Origin of the sequence: Alkalihalobacillus sp. BA299, assembly GCF_017745675.1 — a bacterium.
Lineage (GTDB): Bacteria > Bacillota > Bacilli > Bacillales > Bacillaceae_F > Alkalihalobacterium.
Genome location: NZ_JAFLJM010000005.1, coordinates 260285 through 283184 on the forward strand (window position 1 = coordinate 260285; position 22900 = coordinate 283184).

25 protein-coding genes and 1 pseudogene are annotated in these 22900 nt (G+C 35.5%); 19 read left to right on the top strand and 7 right to left on the bottom strand.

The features are described from left to right. Positions 1–7: 7 nt before the first annotated feature. The 8 genes from J0N78_RS09040 to J0N78_RS09075 all read left to right on the top strand — a co-directional run bounded on the left by J0N78_RS09040 (position 8) and on the right by J0N78_RS09075 (position 8981). A complete protein-coding gene (locus tag J0N78_RS09040) occupies positions 8–1000 on the top strand; it encodes a glutaminase (RefSeq protein WP_209122709.1) in 993 nt (330 codons plus the stop codon). 55 nt (positions 1001–1055) lie between these two features. Further along, positions 1056–1310: a biotin/lipoyl attachment domain-containing protein gene (locus J0N78_RS09045; protein WP_247747206.1), complete on the top strand. Its 255-nt coding sequence runs from the start codon at positions 1056–1058 to the stop codon at positions 1308–1310. 128 nt (positions 1311–1438) lie between these two features. Beyond that, a complete protein-coding gene (gene lhgO / locus J0N78_RS09050; protein WP_209122711.1) occupies positions 1439–2650 on the top strand; it encodes an L-2-hydroxyglutarate oxidase in 1212 nt (403 codons plus the stop codon). Between the two features lie 303 nt (positions 2651–2953). Next, a complete protein-coding gene (locus J0N78_RS09055) occupies positions 2954–4141 on the top strand; it encodes a CaiB/BaiF CoA transferase family protein (RefSeq protein WP_209122773.1) in 1188 nt (395 codons plus the stop codon). Positions 4142–4153: 12 nt separating this feature from the next. Then, on the top strand, positions 4154–5371 hold the full coding sequence (locus J0N78_RS09060) for an acyl-CoA dehydrogenase family protein (protein WP_209122713.1): 1218 nt from the start codon (positions 4154–4156) through the stop codon (positions 5369–5371). Between the two features lie 474 nt (positions 5372–5845). Further along, positions 5846–6172, top strand: coding sequence for a DUF3870 domain-containing protein (locus J0N78_RS09065; protein WP_209122715.1), 327 nt, complete (start codon positions 5846–5848; stop codon positions 6170–6172). Positions 6173–6337: 165 nt separating this feature from the next. Beyond that, complete coding sequence (locus tag J0N78_RS09070) at positions 6338–7513, top strand: TraB/GumN family protein (RefSeq protein ID WP_209122716.1); 1176 nt, start codon at positions 6338–6340, stop codon at positions 7511–7513. A 340-nt stretch (positions 7514–7853) separates the two neighbouring features. Beyond that, positions 7854–8981 (top strand): DNA adenine methylase, encoded by a 1128-nt coding sequence (locus J0N78_RS09075; protein ID WP_209122717.1) that lies wholly within the window; start codon positions 7854–7856, stop codon positions 8979–8981. Positions 8982–9080: 99 nt separating this feature from the next. Here the strand turns inward: J0N78_RS09075 and J0N78_RS09080 are convergent, their stop codons facing one another. Continuing rightward, complete coding sequence (locus tag J0N78_RS09080; protein WP_209122719.1) at positions 9081–9998, bottom strand: bifunctional helix-turn-helix transcriptional regulator/GNAT family N-acetyltransferase; 918 nt, start codon at positions 9996–9998, stop codon at positions 9081–9083. A gap of 216 nt (positions 9999–10214) precedes the next feature. Between J0N78_RS09080 and J0N78_RS26345 the strand changes: the two genes are divergently transcribed. Continuing rightward, positions 10215–10979 carry a protein NO VEIN domain-containing protein gene (locus J0N78_RS26345; RefSeq protein WP_209122721.1) on the top strand — a complete coding sequence of 255 codons (765 nt, stop codon included), beginning with the start codon at positions 10215–10217 and terminating at the stop codon, positions 10977–10979. Between the two features lie 100 nt (positions 10980–11079). Here J0N78_RS26345 and J0N78_RS09090 read toward each other — a convergent pair whose 3' ends face one another. Both J0N78_RS09090 and J0N78_RS09095 read right to left on the bottom strand, forming a co-directional pair. After that, a complete protein-coding gene (locus J0N78_RS09090) occupies positions 11080–11181 on the bottom strand; it encodes a YjcZ family sporulation protein (protein WP_209122722.1) in 102 nt (33 codons plus the stop codon). Between the two features lie 197 nt (positions 11182–11378). Continuing rightward, a pseudogene (locus tag J0N78_RS09095) lies at positions 11379–12100 on the bottom strand (DUF421 domain-containing protein). Between the two features lie 134 nt (positions 12101–12234). On the opposite strand from J0N78_RS09095, the gene J0N78_RS26495 reads away from it, so the two are divergent. Genes J0N78_RS26495 through J0N78_RS09105 form a run of 3 tightly spaced genes read left to right on the top strand, consistent with a single transcriptional unit; the run spans position 12235 to position 13159 of the window. Beyond that, positions 12235–12414 (top strand): DUF421 domain-containing protein, encoded by a 180-nt coding sequence (locus J0N78_RS26495; protein WP_374193897.1) that lies wholly within the window; start codon positions 12235–12237, stop codon positions 12412–12414. Further along, entirely contained in the window at positions 12386–12544 is a 159-nt protein-coding gene (locus tag J0N78_RS09100) for a DUF421 domain-containing protein (RefSeq protein ID WP_209122723.1), read from the top strand. The genes J0N78_RS26495 and J0N78_RS09100 overlap by 29 nt, the downstream gene beginning before the upstream one ends. A gap of 51 nt (positions 12545–12595) precedes the next feature. Continuing rightward, entirely contained in the window at positions 12596–13159 is a 564-nt protein-coding gene (locus J0N78_RS09105; RefSeq protein WP_209122724.1) for a hypothetical protein, read from the top strand. A 30-nt stretch (positions 13160–13189) separates the two neighbouring features. Here the strand turns inward: J0N78_RS09105 and J0N78_RS09110 are convergent, their stop codons facing one another. Continuing rightward, positions 13190–14143: an EamA family transporter gene (locus J0N78_RS09110; RefSeq protein WP_209122725.1), complete on the bottom strand. Its 954-nt coding sequence runs from the start codon at positions 14141–14143 to the stop codon at positions 13190–13192. A 479-nt stretch (positions 14144–14622) separates the two neighbouring features. On the opposite strand from J0N78_RS09110, the gene J0N78_RS09115 reads away from it, so the two are divergent. The 3 genes from J0N78_RS09115 (at position 14623) to J0N78_RS09125 (ending at position 18590) form a co-directional block, all read left to right on the top strand. Further along, positions 14623–15624: a DUF3231 family protein gene (locus tag J0N78_RS09115; protein ID WP_209122726.1), complete on the top strand. Its 1002-nt coding sequence runs from the start codon at positions 14623–14625 to the stop codon at positions 15622–15624. Between the two features lie 371 nt (positions 15625–15995). Continuing rightward, complete coding sequence (locus J0N78_RS09120; RefSeq protein ID WP_209122727.1) at positions 15996–17951, top strand: phospholipase D-like domain-containing protein; 1956 nt, start codon at positions 15996–15998, stop codon at positions 17949–17951. A gap of 348 nt (positions 17952–18299) precedes the next feature. Continuing rightward, on the top strand, positions 18300–18590 hold the full coding sequence (locus J0N78_RS09125; protein WP_209122728.1) for a phospholipase A2 family protein: 291 nt from the start codon (positions 18300–18302) through the stop codon (positions 18588–18590). Positions 18591–18696: 106 nt separating this feature from the next. On the opposite strand, the gene J0N78_RS09130 is transcribed toward J0N78_RS09125, so the two are convergent. From J0N78_RS09130 to J0N78_RS25750, 3 genes are all read right to left on the bottom strand, one after another. Next, complete coding sequence (locus J0N78_RS09130) at positions 18697–19092, bottom strand: hypothetical protein (RefSeq protein ID WP_209122729.1); 396 nt, start codon at positions 19090–19092, stop codon at positions 18697–18699. Between the two features lie 324 nt (positions 19093–19416). Next, positions 19417–19911, bottom strand: a complete 495-nt coding sequence (locus J0N78_RS09135) for a P1 family peptidase (RefSeq protein WP_247747208.1) — start codon at positions 19909–19911, stop codon at positions 19417–19419. Continuing rightward, a complete protein-coding gene (locus J0N78_RS25750) occupies positions 19856–20080 on the bottom strand; it encodes a P1 family peptidase (protein ID WP_307794918.1) in 225 nt (74 codons plus the stop codon). The genes J0N78_RS09135 and J0N78_RS25750 overlap by 56 nt, the downstream gene beginning before the upstream one ends. Before the next feature lie 42 nt (positions 20081–20122). Between J0N78_RS25750 and J0N78_RS26145 the strand changes: the two genes are divergently transcribed. From J0N78_RS26145 to licT, 4 genes are all read left to right on the top strand, one after another. Further along, positions 20123–20314, top strand: a complete 192-nt coding sequence (locus J0N78_RS26145; protein ID WP_280637199.1) for an HPP family protein — start codon at positions 20123–20125, stop codon at positions 20312–20314. 37 nt (positions 20315–20351) lie between these two features. Next, the gene (locus tag J0N78_RS26150; protein ID WP_280637201.1) at positions 20352–20531 is read left to right on the top strand and encodes an HPP family protein; all 180 of its coding nucleotides are present in this window, start codon (positions 20352–20354) and stop codon (positions 20529–20531) included. 215 nt (positions 20532–20746) lie between these two features. Next, the gene (locus J0N78_RS25755) at positions 20747–21751 is read left to right on the top strand and encodes a helix-turn-helix transcriptional regulator (RefSeq protein WP_209122730.1); all 1005 of its coding nucleotides are present in this window, start codon (positions 20747–20749) and stop codon (positions 21749–21751) included. A gap of 224 nt (positions 21752–21975) precedes the next feature. Further along, a complete protein-coding gene (gene licT / locus J0N78_RS09150) occupies positions 21976–22806 on the top strand; it encodes a BglG family transcription antiterminator LicT (RefSeq protein ID WP_209122731.1) in 831 nt (276 codons plus the stop codon). Positions 22807–22900 lie beyond the last annotated feature (94 nt).

Consider the following 22900-nt stretch of genomic DNA (forward strand, 5'->3'; position numbering starts at 1 on the left):
GGAAGATATGGATAATCATTTATCAAATGAAAGTACTTTGCTACTTGACTTCAAGGAGGGAAGATATCTAGAAGAACTGATCACGCATTATCGTTCACTTGGTCTTAAAGGTCGATGTGCCGACTATATTCCTGCTTTAGAAAAGTCTAATCTAACGGCATTAGGATTTTATATTATGAATTCAAATGGATGGGAGCTCAAGTCAGGAGATTGGGAGGTTCCTTTTACTTTACAAAGTATCTCAAAAGTGATCAGTTTTATCGCTGCATGTTTAGACCGTGGAATATCTTATGTTTTAGAGCGAGTGGATGTAGAACCAACAGGTGATGCGTTTAATTCTATTGTTCGTTTAGAAATGCATAAAACTGGAAAACCATATAATCCGATGATCAATGCTGGAGCGATTACAGTTGCGTCTCTTCTTAACGGAGAAACACCAGAGGAAAAATTAGAATCTATTTTTAGGTTAATAGAAAAAATGATTGGGAAGCGTCCTACTATTAATGAAACTGTCTTTCATTCTGAATGGCAAACAGCTTATCGAAATCGATCTTTATCTTATTATTTAAAAGCGACAGGATTTTTAGAAACAGAAGTTGAAGAAGCGTTAGAAGTTTATTTAAAACAATGCTCGATAGAAGTGAATACAAAAGATATCGCGAAAATTGGTTTGATTCTCGCCAATAATGGATACGACCCAATTTGTAAAAAACGAGTCTTTCCTGTACAAGTAGCAAAAATAACGAAAGCTTTAATGTTGACTTGTGGAATGTATAATGCATCAGGGAAATTTGCAGCCTTTATTGGAATACCAGCAAAAAGTGGAGTTTCAGGTGGGATAATGGCAGCAGTTCCCGCTAAGGACCGAAAAGAATTACCTTTTCAAAATGGTTGTGGCATTGGTCTTTATGGACCTGCTATAGATGAGTTTGGGAATAGTCTTGCTGGTGTTGAGCTTTTAAAGCATCTTGCTCAAATGTGGGATCTTAGTATTTTTTAAAAGGGGCTTATCGTTTTAGAGGATGGATTTAAATATACTATGGAAGGTGTTAAAAATGATTCAAGAAATTCATACAATAGTTAGTCCTTTTAAGGGGACAATTGAAAAAGTTTTTATTAAAGAAAATTCATATATCTATGAGTGGGAAAAATTATTTTTAATTAAATCCTTTGAGGGGGATATAATGGAGATATCCATAGGTGCAAGTGGTATTATTACCTCTCTTTGTGTAAAAGAAGGAGATCATGTTTCAACTGAAAACATTTTAGCTCATTTAAAAGATGATTTATTGATAACTGGTAGTGATTAATGCTTTCCACTATATAAATAAGAAAGCGGTATTTACAGATTATTCTAGTAATCTTTGCTTCTTTGTTTAAACCACTTTCCTTTGGGTAGTTTTATGCTAGAAAATTGTAAACCTGAGGAGGAATATGAATGTTTGATTTTGCAATTGTTGGTGGTGGGATTGTCGGTCTTTCTGTTGGAGTTGCTTTATATAACAAGTATCCAAATGCGAAGGTCTTATTATTGGAAAAAGAAGGTTGTTTGGCAAAGCATCAAACCGGTCACAATAGCGGTGTGATTCACTCAGGAATTTATTATAAACCTGGCAGCTATAAAGCAAAGTTTGCTCGAGAAGGAAGTAACCTAATGGTTGAGTTTTGTAATGAGCATCAGATTGACCATGAGATTTGCGGGAAAGTCATTGTCGCTACGAACAAAGAGGAGTTACCATTATTGGAAAAACTGTATGAACGTGGGTTACAAAATGAATTGAAAATCAAAAAGGTGAGTGCTGAACAATTAAAGGAATTAGAACCACACGTCAATGGTTTAGCAGCTGTCCATGTCCCAATGGCAGGGATTGTAAATTATCAACAAGTTAGTGAAAAGTTTGCACAGCTGATCGAAGCGTCAGGTGCCAAGATTTCCTTAAATACGAGCGTAGAAAATATTAATGAAGCGAACGACTGTGTTACGATTGAAACAAGCAAAGGTACATTTAAATCAAAACTTCTTATTAACTGTGCTGGTTTACATAGTGATCGAATTGCCAAATTAGCAGGGTATATTACGGATATGAAGATCGTTCCGTTTCGAGGAGAATATTTTCAATTAAAGCCTGAAAAACGCTATCTCGTTAAAAATTTGATATACCCTGTTCCAAACCCGAAATTTCCTTTTTTAGGCGTACATTTTACGAGAATGATAGATGGCACAATCGAAGCAGGTCCTAATGCCGTTCTAAGCTTAAAACGCGAAGGGTACTATAAAAAAGATATCAACGTGAAAGATATTATTGAAGTCCTTACCTATCGAGGTTTTTGGAAACTAGCAAATAAACATATGAAAGAAGGGCTTGAAGAAGTCATTCGCTCCTTTAATAAAGCCAAATTTGTTGAAAGCTTACAGCTATTAGTTCCAGACATTCAAGGTAGTGATCTCGAACCTGCACCTGCTGGTGTTAGAGCTCAAGCTTTAAAACCTGATGGTCGTTTAGTTGATGATTTTCATATCATTATGGGTAAAAAGTGCATCCATGTTTGTAATGCCCCGTCACCAGCAGCAACGGCGTCAATTCGGATTGGGATAGAAGTCGTTGATAAAATCAGTAAACGAATAACATTGCATTCATTAGTAGTTTAAACGAGAAGGATGGTTTAATAGTTTTTAAAATTCGAAATATTTATTGACACCCATCTTTTTTTCTTTTATAATTTAGATATATAAGGAAAGTTCATCTTTGTTTGACAGTCTCGAACAAAATCGTGAGCTTACATTTTAAGTAATAATACCTAAACAAAATAGTAAAGCTGAGTAATTTACAATGACTCTATTTCCGTAGAGCAGATATGTAATCAAAGCCAGCTGTATTATGTCTATTCATAATGCAGTTGGCTATTTTTGTTTCTCAAATTTATTTATGAACTTTCAAGAAAGGAGGCAGTAATAATGGGTGCTTTGACGGGAATTAAAGTTCTAGATTTAACGAGAGTACTAGCAGGTCCCTATTCGACAATGATTTTAGGTGATTTAGGAGCAGAAGTTATAAAAGTAGAAGCCCCAGGTGGGAGTGATGATACAAGGTATTGGGGACCTCCTTTTAAAGGGACAGAAAGTGCATATTATTTATGTGCTAATCGAAACAAACGCGCAATTACGTTGAACTTAAAAACCGAAGAGGGCAGAGCGGTTTTAAAAAAACTCATCGAACGATCTGATGTTGTGATCGAAAATTTTAAAAGCGGAACGATGGAGAGGTGGGGACTTGGTTACGACGAGCTGAAAACCCTTAATCCTAAGGTCATCCACTGTTCAATCACAGGGTTTGGTCAAAATGGACCGTATCAAAACCTGCCTGGCTATGATTTTATTATTCAAGCAATGTCTGGATTAATGAGCATTACTGGAAGTGAACAATCAGGACCTATGAAGGTCGGTGTGGCCATCTCGGATATTATCACTGGCCTCTATGCAAACATCGGTATTCTCGCCGCACTGCAAGAGCGAGCCCAATCAGGTGAAGGGCAAAGCATTGATATTTCATTATTTGATTCGCAAATTAGTACGTTAGCCAACGTAGCAAGTAATTATTTAATCTCAGGCCATATTCCAGGGTTATTAGGAAATCAACACCCTAATATCGTTCCGTATCAACCGTTTCCAACGATGGATGGAGAAATGGTCATTGCGGTCGGTAATGATAGTCAGTTTAAAAGATTGTGCAGCTTGCTAGGTTTAGAGCATTTCGCAGACGATGAGAAGTTCGCAACGAACGCGAAACGGCTAGAAAATCGGGAGCAGTTAGTTGAGCAAATTGCAGCACAAATGGAAACGAAAAACTCTCAACAATGGTTGAAGCTCCTGAATGAAAACGGGATACCAGCGGGACCGATTCAAAATATGGAGCAAGTATTTAATGACCCACAGGTAAAAGAAAGAAATATGGTCATTGAGATGGAACATCCTACAATAGGGAGTATTCCATTAGTAGGTAGTCCGTTAAAGCTATCTCGAACTCCAGTAGAAATTCGTTCGCATCCTCCGATTGCTGGAGAACATACGGAGGATGTGTTATTAGAACTCGGTTATTCCATTGAAATGATTGAAAATTTTAAACAAAATCAAATGATATAGGGGGAATTTGTTATGATGAATTTTTCGTTTTCAGAAGAACAAACGATGTTAAGAAAGATGGTTCGTAGTTTCGTAGATAGAGAGATCAATCCGTATATCCAAGAGTGGGATGAAAAACAGTATTTTGAAAGAGGTATTATGAAACGTTTAGCAGGCCTCGACTTAATGGGTGTTTGTATTCCTGAAGAGTACGGTGGAAGTGGAATGGACTACAACTCACTAGCGATCGTATGTGAAGAGTTAGAAAGAGGAGATACAGCTTTTCGTACCGCCGTATCGGTACACACAGGATTAAATAGTATGACGCTCCTGCAATGGGGTACTGAAGAGCAAAAACAAAAATACTTAGTACCACAAGCAAGAGGGACAAAGGTCGGGGCCTTCGGACTAACCGAACCTAATGCAGGTTCGGACGTAGCGGCACTGCAAACGACTGCAGTGAAAGACGGTGAAGACTATATTTTAAATGGTTCAAAAACATGGATTTCCTTATGTGATGTTGCCGACAATTTCCTCGTATTTGCTTATACGGATAAAACGAAAAAGCATAAAGGGATATCTGCTTTTATCGTAGAGCGTGAATGGCCTGGTTTTTCATCAAAAGCGATCAAAGGGAAATTAGGAATTCGTGCAGGGAATACAGGAGAAATTTTCTTTGACAATGTGAGAGTACCGAAAGAAAATCTGCTTGGTGAAGAAGGGGAAGGCTTTAAGATTGCGATGTCTGCTCTAGATAATGGTCGATTTACAGTCGCAGCCGGAGCTTGTGGAACGATTATGGCTTGCCTTGAAGAAAGTGTGAAATATTGTCATGAGCGAAGTACATTTGGTAAAGAGATTGGAAAACATCAATTGGTTCAACAAATGATCGCTAAAATGGAAGCAGGTCTACAGATGTCCCGTTTATTAGTTTACCGTGCAGGGTACTTGAAAAACGAAGGGATTAGAAATACGAGAGAAACGTCATTAGCGAAATGGCAATCATGTGACTTCGCCTTAGAAGCGGCCAATGATGCCGTACAAATTCACGGAGCCTACGGTTTTTCAAATGAATATCCAGTCGAGCGCTTTTTGCGAAATGCGAAAGCTCCTGTAATATATGAAGGAACGAGAGAGATCCATACGGTAATGCAAGGAGAATATGTGCTTGGCTACCGAGAAGATAAGCCTCTTTCCAAAACGTTACCAGCTTGGCCATTTGAAAATCAACGAGAAGCGGCTATAAAATAATAAATTTATAACTGACCCTAGTTCCGTTGTGAAAATCGTGAAAAAAGAAATACTTTTATATGAGGTTAACGAACCAGGGTCTACTGTCATCAATAAATATCGCTATTTTACATGTATAGGGTAGTCCGCTTCAATTATTAGAAATTTAAACTCAAACTCTTTTTCTATGTAGGATGCTTCACTAGGTTATTAGAATTCCTAAATGTAAAGGGATTCTTTTTTTTGATTTATTCTACAGAATCGCTACGCTTGTAAGCAGGGAAACGACAGTTGGAAAGGGAATACATTTTTATCCCGCTTAACTGGCGCTAAGATTCCCACTTCAAGGTTTTAAGGAAACAAGAAAAGCTAAGTGGGATATAAGCGCCAGTAACAACCCGATTGGTTCAACTAACATTCAGTGGGGGGGAAGGAAACCCCCCCACTGAATGAAGTTTCACTTTATAAGATATTCGTTTTGAGAGGAGTAAGGTAATGTATCGTCCAAAAATTATTTTTATAGCAGGTCATTCTCGTCTGCCACAAGGAATGGCTGCCAAAAGTGTATTTGAAACACTAACAGTTACTGCTGAAATAGAGTCAAAATATGGTGTTATTCTTGATGCTTCTTGCACCTTGGCTACTGAACATGGTCGGCAGTACATCGGTAATCTATTAAAAGGGTTTAGCTTAAAAGATGGTATCGAAGAGCCAATTAAAAGTATACAGCTACAATATCGGGGGAAAGCGGCCAATGCAATAGTAGCAGCATTAAAGGACTTACATATACAATTTAAACAATTAGAAGAAGAGACATTTTAAGAAAAAATTAAAAGTTGAAATAGGGGAAACAGGTGCTTCGGTATCAATTCTTCCCATAACGATGAAGTAACGATTGTAGTTATTTTGATTATTTGCCATAATGGATAATGAATATGTTAATACTCGTTTTTTACATGAAATAGAACTCTAGAAGGTAGGTAGTTTATGTCGGAGCAAAATATTACGAGAATAGATTTAAATGGGAAGGAACTCATCTTAATAGGAACTGCCCATGTTTCCAAACAAAGTGCAGAACAAGTAAAAGAAGTGATCGAGGCGGAGCAGCCTGATTCAGTATGTGTTGAACTCGATGAACAGCGCTATCAGTCGATTGTCGATAGTAATAAATGGAAAGATATGGACATCTTTAAAGTGATTAAAGAAAAGAAAGCATCCTTACTTTTAATGAATTTAGTGATATCCTCTTTTCAAAAGCGCATGGCGAAGCAGTTTGGTATCAAGCCTGGTCAAGAAATGATCCAAGGGATTGAATCAGCAAAGGAAATCGATGCGGAACTCGTATTAGCAGATCGCAATATACAAATCACCTTCGCCCGCATTTGGCATAATATTGGCTTTTGGGGAAAGGCCAAGCTTCTAATGGAGATTTTTGGTAGTATTTTCAATAAAGAAGACATCTCAGAAGCGGATTTAGAAAAAATGAAATCACAGGATATGCTCGACTCGATGCTTCATGAGTTCACCGTGTCCTTTCCAAAATTAAAGGTGCCGTTAATTGATGAGCGTGATCAATATTTAGCGCAAAAAATTAAAGAAGCTCCTGGCAATAAGGTTGTTGCTGTTTTAGGTGCGGCACATGTTCCTGGTATAAAAGAAGAGATATATAAAGATCATGACTTAGATGCGATTTCGCAGCGCCCACCAAAATCAAATGCACCGAAAGTCATTGCTTGGATGATTCCAATATTTATTCTAAGTATTATTGGGTATACATTTTATGCAAATCCTTCCATAGGAGTGGATCTGACGGTAAGTTGGATTCTTTGGAATGGAGGCTTTGCTGCGCTTGGAGCTGCGATTGCCTTTGGGCATCCTTTGAGTATTCTTACTGCTTTTATAGTCGCTCCGATAAGCTCATTAAACCCGTTACTTGCTGCTGGATGGTTTGCTGGGTTTGTTGAAGCTTATATCCGAAAACCGAAAGTAGGAGATTTTGAAAACTTGTCCGACGATGTTTTTACGGTTAAAGGCTTTTGGAGCAATATGGTAACACGCATTCTTTTGGTCGTTGTCTTGACGAACTTAGGAAGTGCGTTAGGGACGTTTATTGGTGGAGCCGATGTCATTCGTATGTTTATACAGAACATCTTAGGAGCTTAATTTTAAAATATTGCATTATATTAGGAAGTGGAACGTGATTGCAGTGTCTTTCCTAAAGGCTCTTTTTTCAAAGATTGTTGCTCTTTGCTTTTGGACCGTAAGCCAAGCGGATGCTTGGCTCTTCACGCTACGCGTGAAGCTTTTGAAAATAAAATAGCCGTTCAGACAAATAAATTTGTCTTGAAAAGACTATTTTATTTTCAAAAAAACGGTCCAAAAGCAACAAAGTTTACGAAAACAGCCTTCCTAAAACACGAGTAGCATCTGTTACAGGTGCTACTTATTTTTTCTAAAAAAGTGCTATAATATAAACTAGATTACTAGCAGGAGGAAGTTTAACTTGGTAAAGCCGTTTGTAAAGTGGCCAGGAGGCAAGTCTGCCGAACTGGAAATCATCCATCAATATATGCCGAAAACAATGAACAATTATATCGAGCCCTTTTTAGGTGGGGGAGCATGCTTTCTCTCGATTAAAAAAGAACGATATCATCAAGCTTATGTTAATGATTTTTCAAGTGAGCTGATTGCATTATATACATTGACAAAAGAAAAAAATGAGTTGTTTCAGCAATATTTACAGGAAATATGGGAAGTATGGAGTTTTTTTGGAATGTTGTCCAATGATTATTATGAAACACTCCGACGCTTCTATCAGCAATTTAAAAGTAACGAAATTGATAAAGAACAATTAAAACAAATTATTAATGAAATGATTGAAATTAAGCGAAATGAAATTGCATTAGGAGTACAAAATAGTTTGAATATCAATTTTGAAAGGTTAATAACGGAGCTAAAAAAATCACTCCTATCAAAATTCGGTAACACTAAGAATAACGAATTAAAAAAAGGCGACCTGCCAGAAGAAGATTATCGAAAGAACTTTGAATCCAGTATCAGGGCAAGTGTTTATACGTATTATCGCTATCTTTATAATGAGAGGGTAAAATATAATCTTAATCAAGAAATGCATATTGCTTTATTTTTCTACTTACGTGAATTTTGTTATTCGTCAATGTTTAGATATAATAAGAGCGGTGGTTTTAATGTTCCTTATGGTGGAACTTCGTATAATAGTAAAGCATTTCATCATAAAATCGAGTACTTATGGAATGACGAACTGCAGGAAATTTTAAGTCGTACGAATATATATAATGTCGACTTTGAGAAATTTTTACAGGGAATTCCTATTCATGAAGAGGACTTTATCTTCTTAGATCCGCCATATGATAGTGATTTTTCGACGTATGCTAATCATTCGTTTGCAAGTCATGATCAAGAGCGGCTCGCGGAGTACTTATTAAACGAGTGCAAGTGCCGTTTCATGCTAATTATTAAAAATACCGACTTTATTTTTAATCTTTATAATCAGCCTGGTATCAATATTATTGGCTTTAACAAAGAGTATAGCGTAAGTTTTATGGATCGAAATGATCGTAAGGTAGAACATATCTTAATAACGAATTATTAAAAGGTAGAGCAGCTTAGTCTCTACCTTTTTTATTGGTAATGAATCCAATATCCCTTGTTTCCAATTTTGATTTTTCGTTTTACTTTGTTTAGTATTCATCTAAAGGTCGAGATCCCATCGTTCTTCGATTAATTTCGTTCCGGTCCATTCTTCATTTGGTTTTTCTTCAGTTAGTTTAAAATTATATTTTTGGTAAAGATAGCGAGCCGTGTGCAATGTGCTTACTGTCCATAAAAATACATGCTGATATTTTAGTTCTTCACAGAAATTAAGGGCAGTCTCCATGAGTTTTTTCCCAATGCCCATGCCCTGATAATTTTCATCCAAAACAAACCATCTTAGCTGTGCTACTGTATCACTGGACTTCGTAATTGCAATCGAACCGACGATTTCACCATTCACTTCAGCAACCCAAAGCTCTCCTCTATCGGTATTAATCATAAATTCTGTTAAACCTTTCATGACGTAATATTCAAACATCCGACCGAACTTATATGTCTTATCATATAACTTTCCATGAAGATAGGCGACGTATCCAATATCACCGGGTTGACATGGTCGAATGACGACTTCTGATTGGGAAGAATGTTCTTTCGAGTAAATTGATTCGATTGTTTCCATCGCTATGACTAGCTTAGATAGATCATTTTTTGATAAGTTTTCAATCATCTTATTTACCCCACGATTAGCATTTTCAACTAAGTCTTGGAAAATTTCTTTGCCATATTCAGTTAGATAGAGAGAATGCTGACGTTTATCCACTTTTGACTGTTCTTTTATGATGATATTTTCATCCTCGAAACGTTGGATAATTCGACTCATATAGCCTCGGTCAATACCAAGATTTTCTCTGACTTCAGTTGCAGTACAACCATTTCTGTAATTGATTTCAGTAATAACCCGTGCCTCCGTTAATGGAAAAGGTTGATTATAGATTGCTTGATCGATTTTGCCTAGAACATTTGCATAATACCTGTTGAATTTTCGGATTTTCTCTACATATTGGGTTGATTTCATGGATAATTCTCCTTATTATTCAGTAAATTAACACTAACTATATTCTATCCTTTTATAGTTGACTCAGTCAACTATAAAACAAATACCATATACAGTTTGTAAATCAAAGGGAGTGAGTCAATAATCTTTTTATTGAATCTGAAATAGCGAGGAAACATAAAACATCGATGGTATGGTACGCTAGCATTAATAGAGTGGACTAAAGGAGGAGTAAAAGTGAGTAATTATACCGAAAGAGAAATACTTGCTGTTGCTATAAAAATTTTAGAAGAATCGGGGGAAATGACGACGACAGAGTTAAAAGAAGCCCTTATGTTCGATATGAAGCCAGATGGTAACGATTTAGAAATCAACATGAATCGCAATGACACGAAATTTGAGCAAAAAGTAAGAAATATGATCTCTCACCGAGAAAACAATGAATTGTTGAAGTACTGTGAATATCGAAGAGTAGGCCGAAATGGCATTTTAAGATCTAGGTCTTTACCAAAATTAGAACGAGAAGGAAATGATAAAAAGGAAATTGCTGAACGAAAGGAAAAGAAGCGACGGTTTCAGGCAAGAAAAGTGAACTTTGATGAGCTTAATATGAGAAATAAAAAGATTGGGTTAATGGGGGAGGAGTTTGTTCTTAAAATTGAAAAAGAAAGACTCAGTCAAGAGCTAAATGAAAAAGTGATTCATATTTCCCTTGAAGAGGGGGACGGGGCAGGCTACGATATTTTATCTTATGAAGAATCAGGAAAACCAAAATTTTTAGAAGTAAAAACAACAACAGGTCAGAGGGAAACACCGTTTTACTTAACGGAAAATGAAAAAGCATTTATTGAAGAGTTTGGAAATGAGGCTGAAATCGTAAGGGTTTACGAGTTTGATCTAGAGACAGGTACCGGCAAAATTTTTAGGATGAATGGAGAAAATTTTCTCGCAAGCGTAAATTTGCAATCAGTCGCTTATAAAGTTACATTAAAGAAAAACTGAGCACAGTGGTAAAAAGTTACAATCAAAAGGAAAGAGAGCCCCAAAAGGCTCTTCTTGTGAGTGTTTAAGGAGAAAGGATGCAGGTGGACTTTCGTGCTAATTAGTAATAAGGTTTAACAAAAGCTGTCCCAACAATGATTAATAAAATGAACAGAACAACGATTAACTCAAAATTATTATCTTTTTTGTGTTCATGACTCATGAAGGTTTCACCTCCTAAATACACAGGATTACTATATTTTATGCCTTGTCTTTATGAATGTGTAGACGAACTTCATCCGGTAAAAAACCATTTTACGAAAGGATATGTTGACCGTGTATTAAAAGAAAAATTGATGATAATTTTAAAACAGAGATAAAGGTTATTTAACGATCGAAACAGAATATTTGAATTTAAGGTTAGTGTTTTATCTGTGGAATAATTACATTATGTTCATCCTTTAAAGAAACATGTAATTCCAGATCACGATTTATCGAGGCAAAAAAGACATTCTTTAGTTCATTTACTCCTTGATTAGATAATTGTTCCTCTAACCATGTTTGACTCAGTTTAAAATCCCTTAAGATATCCGAATAAATGGTTCCCTCTACGATGATTGGAAGAGCAACCATAGATGTTGGCTTTATAATCTTCATATCTTCTAAACGGGATGTTTTTCAGTTTTCTTTAATACGCTCAAAGCTCCATTTGCTTCAATAATTGCTGTTTCAACTTCGCTGATGTCAAATACGTTTTTTTCTCTAAGCATTTGAAGTATGTTATCGATAGAATAACGAATTTTTTTTAGGTTTTTATCGAGAAACTTCCCATTCTGAATTACAACAGTGGGCTCAAAGGTAAGTAATCTCCCTATTTTACGATTGGTTATTTTCCAGTTGGTAATGACCCTTTGAAAAAGAGCAATAATAATAATAGCTACTGCGGTGGGGAAATGTTTTATACTAGGGTCTGCGATGTCAGCACCAACAACAGCTCCCAATGTGATAATAATTAAATAATCAAATATTGGCAACTCACCAATTGCACGTTTTCCCATATAAAGGGTCATAAACAAAAGTAAAGGTAAAATCGTAACGATTCTTCCTAAAACCAAAAGTGAGTCTGACAGAAATTCAAACATTGTTTGTACCGCCTTTTTTCTATAAATTTTATGCTAATTATTTGAAGTAACATTTGTTTCGAAATTTCTTATGCTATAGTTGGAAATATTTATGTGTTTAGTTGATGAGGTGGGATATTATGTCTATCGTTGAGATGACTGTTCGTTGTATATTATCTTTTGTTATTCTTTATAGTCTTTGTAGAATTTTAGGAAAAAAACTAATTTCACAAATGACATTTTTTGATTTTGTAGCAGGAGTAACATTAGGTTCAATTACAGCATCTTTAATATTCAGTTCAAATATTGCCAGAAAGTTTAGATTCGTTAGGTAAAGATGAAAAGTGGCTTCATTCGATTTTACAAAAGTTTGGTTTAAAACACGTGAATGAGGTTTCGATTGCCCAAATCGATCAGCTAGATAATATTTTTATAGATAAAAGAAACGATAATCAGTCACTATAAGGTTGGAATGGATATGAGATTGCCTTGAATTAAAAATGAGGGATTATATTTATGAAAAACAATTTCTTAGACCAATTTTATACAATAGATCCAGTTTCAGGTGACTATATAATCGAAATAGCTTTAAAGGATTATGATGATGTATTTAATACATGGGATTCTTCTATATATAATATTAGGGACCTGGATTCAAGTCTAAAATCTTTTCTAGAAGAATTTTCGTATGAGATTGATTCACAAAATAAAATAAAGTTGATTTTTGATCTCCAAAATGCAAAAAAAGATATTAAAATGGAAAAAAACATTGAAATTGGAGTGCGCAATCATTTTAATTATCGTCACTATGTGATAACAAAGCAAACTACCCAAAATCGAAAAAAATCGGCTGTTTATATTTTGGTGTCCATTATGTTTACGATATTATCTACTTATTTCCAATTTTCAGAATTGAATAAACTAGTTCAAAAACTCATTTCACTGAATTTAACGGTTGGAGGTTGGGTGTTTTTATGGGAGGCATTTTCACTACTGTTTATGCAAAGTAGTGATTTATCAAAGAGAAGGAAGCATTACAAAAGAATTGTGTCCGCTCCAATCATGTTTAGATACCATTAACGGTAAACCCTAAGAGCTAGCTAGCTAAAATTAGCTAACTCTTAGGGGCTTTTTATTTTTTAGTGATTGATTCGTTTTTGATGAAGAGTTTTTAATTAGTGACAATATTAAAATCATTCCAATGATACAAGCGGTACCAAGCCATTGAAAAGCTCCAAAAGGTTCTGTTAACCAAAAGACCGTAGTTAATACAGCTGCTAGTGGCTCTAAACTACCTAGAAGGCTTGTTTCTTTAGGTGAAAGACTTTGTAAACTCTCGATATAAAACCAAAATGCAATCATTGTTCCGAATATGATAACGAATAGTAAGTATAAATAAGCTTCAGGTTGGATGCTTGTAAAGTCCATTTGCCAAGGTGGATGGAAAAAACTTAAAGCAAACCCACCGATAATCATAGCCCAGCCAACGATAACAAGGGAGTCATATTGCTTAAGTAGAGGGACAGCATATAAAGTGTAAAACGCTAATGCTAATCCAGAGAAAATTCCCCAAACGATTGCCGAAGTTGGAACAGATAATTGAGTGAGTGAGCCGTTTGTTAATAAGAAAAAGCAACCAATTAAAGCAAGAGAAACCGATAAAAAATCTCGTCGTGTTAATACCGTTTGTTTACGTGAAAGTAAATAAATAATAATCATTGCAGGTGCTAAATATTGTAATAATGTTGCAACAGCAGCATTTCCATGTTTAATAGATGCCATATACGTGTATTGAACTGCTAGCATGCCGAGGAGCCCGAAAATTATTAGTTGAACACCCGTCTTCTTATTTTTCCAGACACCAAGTATTTGGGAACGATCCTTTCCTATAAATTGAACGGTTAAGAGTAATAATCCAGCGATGAGCAAGCGAGTTGTAACAAGCCAATTTACATCGATTGCGAATTGTTGAAAGAGTTTTTGTGCAACTGTGCCACCCACACCCCATAATATCGCCCCCGTTATAACGAGAAATAATCCTGTTTTTCTAGTAGGTCTATTCATGATTGTTTTCCACCTTTAAATATCATAATAGTATTATAATAAATGAAAAATTAGTTTGAAAATCCTCAAATTGAACGGAAAAATATAAGTATATTGAGGTGATGACATTACAGATAAAAATTTCAAAATTGACGATAGCTAGTATATAAAAAACAATTTTCCATTCATTTACATAAGTAATCATAAGGCTTTTAGAACATACTTTTCTTAGGAGGCGATAAAATGTTAAATATTTTGCGTTTATTGGTTAAAATACTAATTCCAAAATGGGTTCATTTTATTGAAAAGTTACAATTAAACCTAAATAGCTTTTTCTACCTCCTTAAATTGAATCGATATTAAGATAAAAATATCATTCAATACAACTAGTTCCTTAACTTTAGGGAACTGGTTTTTCTTCTTCACAATTAGTTACATAGTAAAGTCTTGGTACTTAAATTTGTTGTACAAAAAAATCAATAAAAATGGGAGGGAGAAAAATGAGTAAAAGTGAAATTCAGTTAACAACTTCAGAAATAGCTAGCCTTTGGGCTGGTTATATAAATAATACATCGTCCACTTGTTTAATGAAATATTTTTATAATACCGTTGAAGATGAAGAAATAAAGCAGATTTTAGAATACTCACTTGAATTATCTCTTCTTTACACGGATGAGATTAAACGGATATTAGAAAGGGAAAACTTCCCGATCCCACATGGATTTACAGATCAGGATGTTAATGTAAAGGCTGCTCGATTATTTACGGATATTTTTATGTTAAATTTCGTTAAAAGTATGGCTAAAGTAGGTTTAGGTACCTATGCGTTATCTCGAAGCTTATCTGCTCGACAAGACGTACGAGAATTTTATAAAAAATGTATAGAAACCACTATGGAATTGGATGATAAATCCCTTCATCTAATGTTAAATAAAGGGATCTTAATAAGATCACCATATCTACCATTCCCTGATCGAGTTCGTTATGTTAAAAACCAAAGCTTTATGAATGGTTTTTTTGGAGAACGCCGGCCTCTAGCTGTTCAAGAAATTTCTAATTTATCAACAAATCTTGACTTGAATTTAATGTGTGAAAGTATGATGACAGCTTTCGGTCAAGTCGCCGATTCTGAAAAAGTTCGAGATTTAATGTGGAAAGGAAGACAAATTGCCCATAAACACGTCAGGATTTTTACAAAAAAATTAGTCGATGATAATTTACCAGCTCCTTCATTATGGGATACCTCAGTTACAAAGTCAAAGGTTGCTCCTTTTTCAGATAAGCTTATGTTATTTATAACTACATTTTTAGCCGTTACTGGTATTGGTGATTACGGACTTGGGGTTGCATCAAGTATGCGACATGACCTAGCTTTTACGTATATTAGACTTACTTCAGAAATTGGGTTGTTTGCCGAAGAAGTTGCTGATCTTATGATTGAAAACGGATGGTTAGAAGAACCGCCACAAGCACCAAATAGAGAGAAATTGATAAAAGAATAAAATAAAACGTACCGCTGTGATGCTTAAATAACAGAATAATATTAAAATTAAAAATGCGCTCAATCAGTGGGCGTACTTTTTAGATTTGAGAAATACTACAAAATTGCGTTGGTCCGATCCCAATATATGCATGAAACAACTTAGGATATTTTTGGATTAAACACATATCTATAATCGTTCCCAAAGAATAACGTTACATTTAAACGGTATTTATTATTTCATAATGTTTGATTTGCGCAACTTGATAAAAATACGCTTCATAGTGAAAACGCTTAAATATTAATATATTTTTAATATTAAATTAACAATTTAGTTTTATAATAAAATCGATATTCATTATCATATTCAGAGTTGGAAAAGGAGTTGAAAAAATGGGAAAAACGTTAAAGCTCTCATTAATTTTTGCACTTATTGTTTCTTTTTATGTACCTATTATCGAAACTAAACAGGAAGTACATGCTGAAACAACACGTAGTGTAGTTATTAACGAAGTAGCTTGGATGGGTACATCATATAGCTATAATGATGAATGGATTGAATTACATAATACGACAGGTTCAGCAATTGATCTTAGTGGGTGGACATTAAATGCGACAGATGGATCACCTAATATCAATCTTTCTGGTAGTATTGCTGCTGGAGGATATTACATATTAGAGAGAACTGATGATGACACTGTTCCTGGTGTCAGTGCAGATCTTATCTACTCAGGTTCTATGGAAAATGGTGGAGAGATTCTTGAATTAAAAGATTCTGCAGGTAGTTTAATAGATAGCGTAGATGCTTGGTATGCAGGAGATAACACTTCAAAGGCTACAATGGAAAGGATGGATCCTCTTCTAGTTGGTACCGATTCTACAAATTGGATTGATTCTACAGGGGTTTATGATGGAGGTTATGGTACTCCACGAGCAGTAAATACAAATGCAGATGGATGTACGGATCGAACAGAACATATAAATAATGTTTCTGAAATAGAGGGTGCTATTAATGTTTACTTTAATAAGTGTGCTGATACTTCATATGCATCATCTGGAAATGATGCAAACTATAATATTAACCTTGAAGACAGATTAATCAAGCGCTTAAATGAAGCAACAACAAGTATTGATTTTGCAACCTATGAAATAAATTTACCTAGAATTATAGATACATTAATAGCAAAAGCAGAAGAAGGAGTAGATGTGCGTGTTATTGCCGATGCAAAAGATGCAGATGATCCTCATTATGCTGAACGTTTTCAAACAATGCGCCTATATGTAGAAAAAATGGTTCGAGGACAGGATGGAATAATTGGAACCGAAGATGATATTTATGTATTCTCTGACTCTCCAATGTTTGCAGTTGAAGATAGTACAGTAAGAACTGATTTTGGCTTACCTTCAACACCAGATGATTTTCCCTATGTAACGGTTACAGTTGGAAGCGGTGACGTAACAGGATATTTATTTGTAGATGCAGAAGAAAAAAGTACAAATGCTTACTATAGTCCTGGAACACAAATGCATAATAAGTTTGCTGTTATTGACGACCGTTGGGTATTTACAGGAAGCTGGAACTTCACTGTTACTGGATTATATGGTTCTGAAACGAATATGGAACAAGGAGTTTTAGATGGTAACCAACAACATGTTGTAGAAATCAATTGGCCAGAGCTAGCCGATATCTATGAGGTTGAATTTAATGAGATGTGGGGCAGTTCTACATTATCTTTTGATAAAGTAAATTCTAACTTTAGTACGCGTAAAACGGATAATACAACACATGTTGTTGATATTAACGGTAAAACAGTAGAAATTTATTTCTCGGCTGGTGATGATGCAGTTGGTAGAATGAGAGAATTTGTTAAAACCTCAGCAGACATTAATACATACTTTACAATTTTTGCATGGAGTGACCAAGGGTTAGTTGACGAATTAAAGTACTTATGGGAAGGTTCATATAATGACCTTGAAGGGACTTTAACTGGATTTGATATAAAGGGTGTTTTTGACGAAAGCTTCTGGAACCAGTGGTGGTCTGCAAGTGTAGATATGACAGGACGTACTGCCTCACAAGAGAGTGAAAATAACCCGAATACTCGCTGGGCCAACCCTGCTCCGGTTTACCAAGATAATGAATCTCGTAAGCTTCATAGTAAGACGATGTTAATCGATGTAGATACAAGCAGTGACCCAACTGTTATAGTAGGATCAACTAACTGGAGTAACAATGGTAATAACATCAATGATGAAAACCTATTATTTATCCATGATGCGCTCATTACAAATCAATTTTTACAAGAGTTCAATGTAAGATATACTCTAGCTGGTGGGACAATAAACTAAAAAATCATAATGATGAAAGGTTGGAATTGAAATACTGACCTATCATCGTAAATTGATGAAAGAGTAAGGAAAATGATTGAAAGACATATTTTATAATTCTAATGGAGTACTTTGGATTAACAGGAGTTGTCTTGGGGACAGCTCCTATTTATTATGTCTTAAATGGAGTAAGGGCAGAAATTAAGTACACTCATTATGCAAATGTCGAATGCTTATGTCGTCCCATACGGCTGCTTCGGCAGTTTTTTTTCTTTTTATTAAAGTAATTATCTTAGGTTTCTAAACATACTCCTTTCAATCATTTTTCATATATATAAAATGATAGAAAAAAGGGGAGGTGTTGGAAAAATGCCATCAAGGAAAAGAGGATTTGGATTATGTATATTTCCTGGATATAAGTGGTGTGGTCCAGGTTGCAGTGGACCAGGTGCCCCGATAAATGATGTGGATGAGTGTTGTCAAAGACATGATCAATGTTTAAGTGCAGGACGTTCACGATGTGAATGTGATCGGAAGTTTCTTCATTGTCTCCGTCCAAAAGTAAATAACTATTCCGACAAGGGACGAAAGGCGGCGATCATGTACGAATACATGAAATTTCAAACGTTGTTCACTTGCGGTTTTAGCAGAAGAAGATAGATAATAGGATTCTAGTTAACTATCGATTCAGTGTCAATTTTGTTGTACAAAAAAGATAGGAAAAGCAGATTGTGTTACTGCTCACCTATCCTTTTTTTAGGGCAGGTTAGTAATTTGAATGGTAATAATTAGGGAACAATCCAGATCCTTGTCCGAAAGGGTATCCATGATGCCAGTGGTATTCATGGTGATGAATTGGTGCTGGATGGTGTTTTTTTGTAGCTGGCTTTGCTTTTACGTATTGAACGTGTTTATTATCATATTCGTCAAAATAATCATGGTGGACTCCTAGTTGGGGATGTGTGGCGTATCCATACCCATAATTTGTGCTCGGCTGGAAGTGTCCGTAGTTTAAATATTCAGGATAAGCGGTAGGATGATGTCCAAACGATCCTTTATACATAGTGACGTTATGCCAGGAGGGGCTTTGGTTAGGATAGAAATGGTACCTTTGATCAGCAGGAGCAAATGGGTATATGCCTTGCAATGAAGCTGCATACATGTAATATCACCTCCCTCAAGATATTAGCTATTGTATTGATTGTCACTTGGAAATGAGCCTATCCTCATCGAAAATAGGCAACCTGACTAATGCTTATATTGTAAAAAATTAACGCTACCAGTTTTATGTTGATAATTAAAAATGGTTGTAAATTCGGGCAAGGATATTTTTACAGTCCTCCACTACCAGTTGAAGAGGTTGAGATCCTATTAAAGAAGCAACTAATATAAGTTGCAATAGGAATTGGACAACATTGATCCAACAGTCTTAATCAGGAGCAAACCGTAGGGGATGAAGTTAATCCCCCACTGATGTAGTTTCACTTCATGTTAAGCGAATGTCATATTTTTGTAATAGATCACTTAAGGCAAGTCTTTCATTACCAGCTCTACCAACGATAGGAGTCGCAGTAATTAACGAATTAATTATCGCTTCTTCCGTCGCTTCTCCAACCGCTCGGAAGGCGAGATCCATATCTTCTTCATGAATAGTTGGAATGGTGAGACAGTGGCCTGGCTTATCATGAGGTATTTTCGTTGCAGTTGAAAAACCGATGGCAATATCACCACTCCCATTTGAAATAATAGAGCCTGTACGTGCTAGCCCTGTTACCGTTCTTTTAATAATACGATTTAGCTGCCGCTCTGATACAGGGAGCTCTGTTCCAACGATAAATATAATCGACCCTTTATCTCGTTCTTCTTGTGTTTGCATCATCGCTTCATTTATTTCAATACCAATGTGCCTTCCGTTTATGGTTAGATCACTCAGTTTTCCAAAATTTGGATAACACGAGAACACCCATTGTGTATATGCCATGGTTTAACTCTATCCGACGTGAAGCACTCCCAATCCCCCCTTTTAAGGAGTAACAAATCATTCCAGTCCCAGCTCCAACCGTTCCTTCATTAAATTCAGACGAGGCATTTTCGATGGTTCGTATTTTACTAAAATGAAAGGTACTAAGAACTCGGACCAGAAGGTGAATCTAAAAGACAACCTTGTTTCTGCAATGGGTGGGCTAATAGCCATGTGTATAATCAGTTTGATTGCGGTTCCATTTGGATTTCCAATGGTTCTTGGTCCAATAGGGGCGAGCTGTCTACTTGTATTTGCAGCTCATGCCAGTCCATTTTCTCAACCGCGTCACATATTAGGCGGGCATTTCATTTCAACGATCGTTGCCTTATCAATATGGGATATTTTAGAAAAACGCATTTAAAACGATTGGGCTTACACTGGCAGCAGTGTTATTTTTGATGGTAATCTCAAAGCTTCTTCACCCACCAGCAGCGGCAAGTGCTATTGTAGTTATTAATACAGAGGCTGGTTGGGGCTTTTTGTTAACGATATGTATAAGTGCTTTACTACTAATCGCTATTTCTGTTATTTATAATAATTTGTTCAAAGATCGACAATACCCTAAACAGGGGGTGTAAATAGAAGGCTCTTTTCTCAAAGATTGTTGCTTTTAGCTTTTGGACCGTAAGCCAAGCGGATGCTTGGCTCTTCACGTATAGCGTGAAGGTTTTGAAAATAAAATAGCCGTTCAGACAAATGAATTTGTCTTGAGAAGGCTATTTTATTTTCAAAAAACGGTCCAAAAGCAACAAAGTTTACGAAAACAGCCAATTAGAATGAGGGGGATGCCGGAGTGGGTGAAAATAAAACCGGTTTACGATTACTTTTATTAAAAAAAATCTTCCTTAGAGATACGGATGAACATCATGAGCTGTCGATCAAACAATTAGTTGAAAAGCTGGATGTAGAACTTGGCTTAGAAGGAAGCGTCGAACAAAAAGCAGTGAAAAGATATATTAATACTCTAAGAGCTTCAGGATTTGAGGTCATCGAAAATGTCGAGAAGTTCGGGGAAATTTTTTATAGTCATCAAGATCGGTTATTTGAAAACTATCAATTAAGACTACTTATTGATCCGATTCTATCTGCACGATTTATAACTGAAGAAGAAAAAAAGCATCTTGTCATCAATCTTAAAAAGCTGACGAGTAAACATACGGCGAAAAGTCTACCTGACCCGATCGTCTACCATCAATCGATTAATAGTGATTATCAATTAATAAAGGTACATATTGACACCATTCATACCGCAATCTTTGAAAAGAAAATGATTACGTTCCAATATGGAGATTTTACGATCGATAAAGTGTTTCAATTGCGACATGGTGGTGCCTCCTATCAGGTTGAGCCACATGCTCTCATTTGGGAGTCCAACTTTTATTACTTAATCGGCGACGATATTAAGTACAACAAAGCAAAAAATCCACGAAACTATCGCTTAGATCGGATGAGGAATGTCAAGATAACAGACGAAAAATTTATAGAAAAAACGAGAGATCTTAGCACATATGTGCAAAATTCTTTTCATATGTTTGGTGGACAAGACGACTGGATCATGCTTCAATTTAAGCTCGATCAAAATGTAGTAAACGGCGTCATTGATAAGTTTGGAATTGAAGCAGATTTAAGACAAGCCGATGAACAAACTTTTATCTTGAAAGCAAAAGCCAAAATTAGTGCAGGCTTAAAAGGCTGGATCCTTACATGGGGTAGTAAAGTGAAGGTGATTTCACCACCATCACTTGTAGCAGAGATTAGAGAAGAGACACGGAAAATAATAGAAAGGTATGAGGAGTAGGGTGTACTGAGAATGGTGCATCTTTGGAGTGATTGCGTTAGCGGTAACAGTAGGTTCTTCTTGTATGATTTATTAAAAACTTTAAAAGAGTGGTTGCATATTTGGAAAACATGCTGTAAGATATAAGAAAGCGTATACAGAACGGGTTGTTACTGTTAGATCAGGCAAAACCGATTACTTGCTAAAAGTATGGTTTTGTCTTTTTTGTGATTGGAGGTGAAAAAGTGAAGATTGAAAAAATCTTAAACAACAATGTAATAGTCTCAATTAAGGACAAGCAAGAGGTTATCGTCATGGGTCGTGGTATTGCATATAATAAGCGGACTGGTGATGATATAAACGAAGAACAAATTGAGAAGATCTTCACTTTGGAAGATGCAGATATCACAAAGAAATTTAAGACGTTAATCGCTGACATTCCAATGGAATATATGGAATTGTCAGAAAGAATTATTAATTACGCAAAAATCCATCTTGGAAAGAAGCTAAATGATAGTATTTATATTTCTTTAACCGATCATATTCATTTTGCGATTGAGCGTTATAAAAATAATTTACCAATTAAAAATGGACTGCTTTGGGAGACTAAACACCTCTATAAAGAAGAGTTTGAAATTGGGATGGAAGCATTAAATATGATTTGTGAACAGTTTAATGTAATTTTACCCGAAGATGAGGCGGCTTTCATAGCTCTCCATATTGTGAATGCTCAGTTGAATGAAGATATGACAAATATTGTAGATATGACGAAGGTGATTCAAGATATATTAACGATCGTTAAATACCATTTTAGGATGGAATTTGATGAAAGCTCGTTAAATTATTACCGTTTTATTACGCATTTGAAATTTTTCGCTCACAGATTAGTTAAAGGAAATCATTATAATAATGAACCCGAGGACGATCTCTTAAACGTCATTAAAAATAAGTACCCTGAAGCGAATAAATGCTCAGAAAAAATAAGAAAATTTGTAGAAAAACAGTATCATTATGAGTTAACCGATGAAGAAATGCTCTATTTAACGATTCATATTGAAAGAGTTGTAAAAAAATAAAATAAAATTCTGTTTTAGGATTGTAACTGACAAGGCAAAACCTAAATTGAACTTTCGCGAATGAAAGTTTCAATTTAGGTTTTTTTCTTTGAAG

Excerpts from the sequence above, each read along its gene's own strand:
- J0N78_RS09040 (WP_209122709.1), top strand. The coding sequence starts at position 8 with ATGGATAATCATTTATCAAATGAAAGTACTTTGCTACTTGACTTCAAG.
- J0N78_RS09045 (WP_247747206.1), top strand. The coding sequence starts at position 1,056 with ATGATTCAAGAAATTCATACAATAGTTAGTCCTTTTAAGGGGACAATT.
- lhgO (WP_209122711.1), top strand. The coding sequence starts at position 1,439 with ATGTTTGATTTTGCAATTGTTGGTGGTGGGATTGTCGGTCTTTCTGTT.
- J0N78_RS09060 (WP_209122713.1), top strand. The coding sequence starts at position 4,154 with ATGATGAATTTTTCGTTTTCAGAAGAACAAACGATGTTAAGAAAGATG.
- J0N78_RS09065 (WP_209122715.1), top strand. The coding sequence starts at position 5,846 with ATGTATCGTCCAAAAATTATTTTTATAGCAGGTCATTCTCGTCTGCCA.
- J0N78_RS09070 (WP_209122716.1), top strand. The coding sequence starts at position 6,338 with ATGTCGGAGCAAAATATTACGAGAATAGATTTAAATGGGAAGGAACTC.
- J0N78_RS09080 (WP_209122719.1), bottom strand. The coding sequence starts at position 9,998 with ATGAAATCAACCCAATATGTAGAGAAAATCCGAAAATTCAACAGGTAT.
- J0N78_RS09090 (WP_209122722.1), bottom strand. The coding sequence starts at position 11,181 with ATGAGTCATGAACACAAAAAAGATAATAATTTTGAGTTAATCGTTGTT.
- J0N78_RS26495 (WP_374193897.1), top strand. The coding sequence starts at position 12,235 with ATGACTGTTCGTTGTATATTATCTTTTGTTATTCTTTATAGTCTTTGT.
- J0N78_RS09105 (WP_209122724.1), top strand. The coding sequence starts at position 12,596 with ATGAAAAACAATTTCTTAGACCAATTTTATACAATAGATCCAGTTTCA.
- J0N78_RS09110 (WP_209122725.1), bottom strand. The coding sequence starts at position 14,143 with ATGAATAGACCTACTAGAAAAACAGGATTATTTCTCGTTATAACGGGG.
- J0N78_RS09115 (WP_209122726.1), top strand. The coding sequence starts at position 14,623 with ATGAGTAAAAGTGAAATTCAGTTAACAACTTCAGAAATAGCTAGCCTT.
- J0N78_RS09120 (WP_209122727.1), top strand. The coding sequence starts at position 15,996 with ATGGGAAAAACGTTAAAGCTCTCATTAATTTTTGCACTTATTGTTTCT.
- J0N78_RS09125 (WP_209122728.1), top strand. The coding sequence starts at position 18,300 with ATGCCATCAAGGAAAAGAGGATTTGGATTATGTATATTTCCTGGATAT.
- J0N78_RS09130 (WP_209122729.1), bottom strand. The coding sequence starts at position 19,092 with ATGTATGCAGCTTCATTGCAAGGCATATACCCATTTGCTCCTGCTGAT.
- J0N78_RS09135 (WP_247747208.1), bottom strand. The coding sequence starts at position 19,911 with ATGGCATATACACAATGGGTGTTCTCGTGTTATCCAAATTTTGGAAAA.
- J0N78_RS26145 (WP_280637199.1), top strand. The coding sequence starts at position 20,123 with ATGTGTATAATCAGTTTGATTGCGGTTCCATTTGGATTTCCAATGGTT.
- J0N78_RS26150 (WP_280637201.1), top strand. The coding sequence starts at position 20,352 with ATGGTAATCTCAAAGCTTCTTCACCCACCAGCAGCGGCAAGTGCTATT.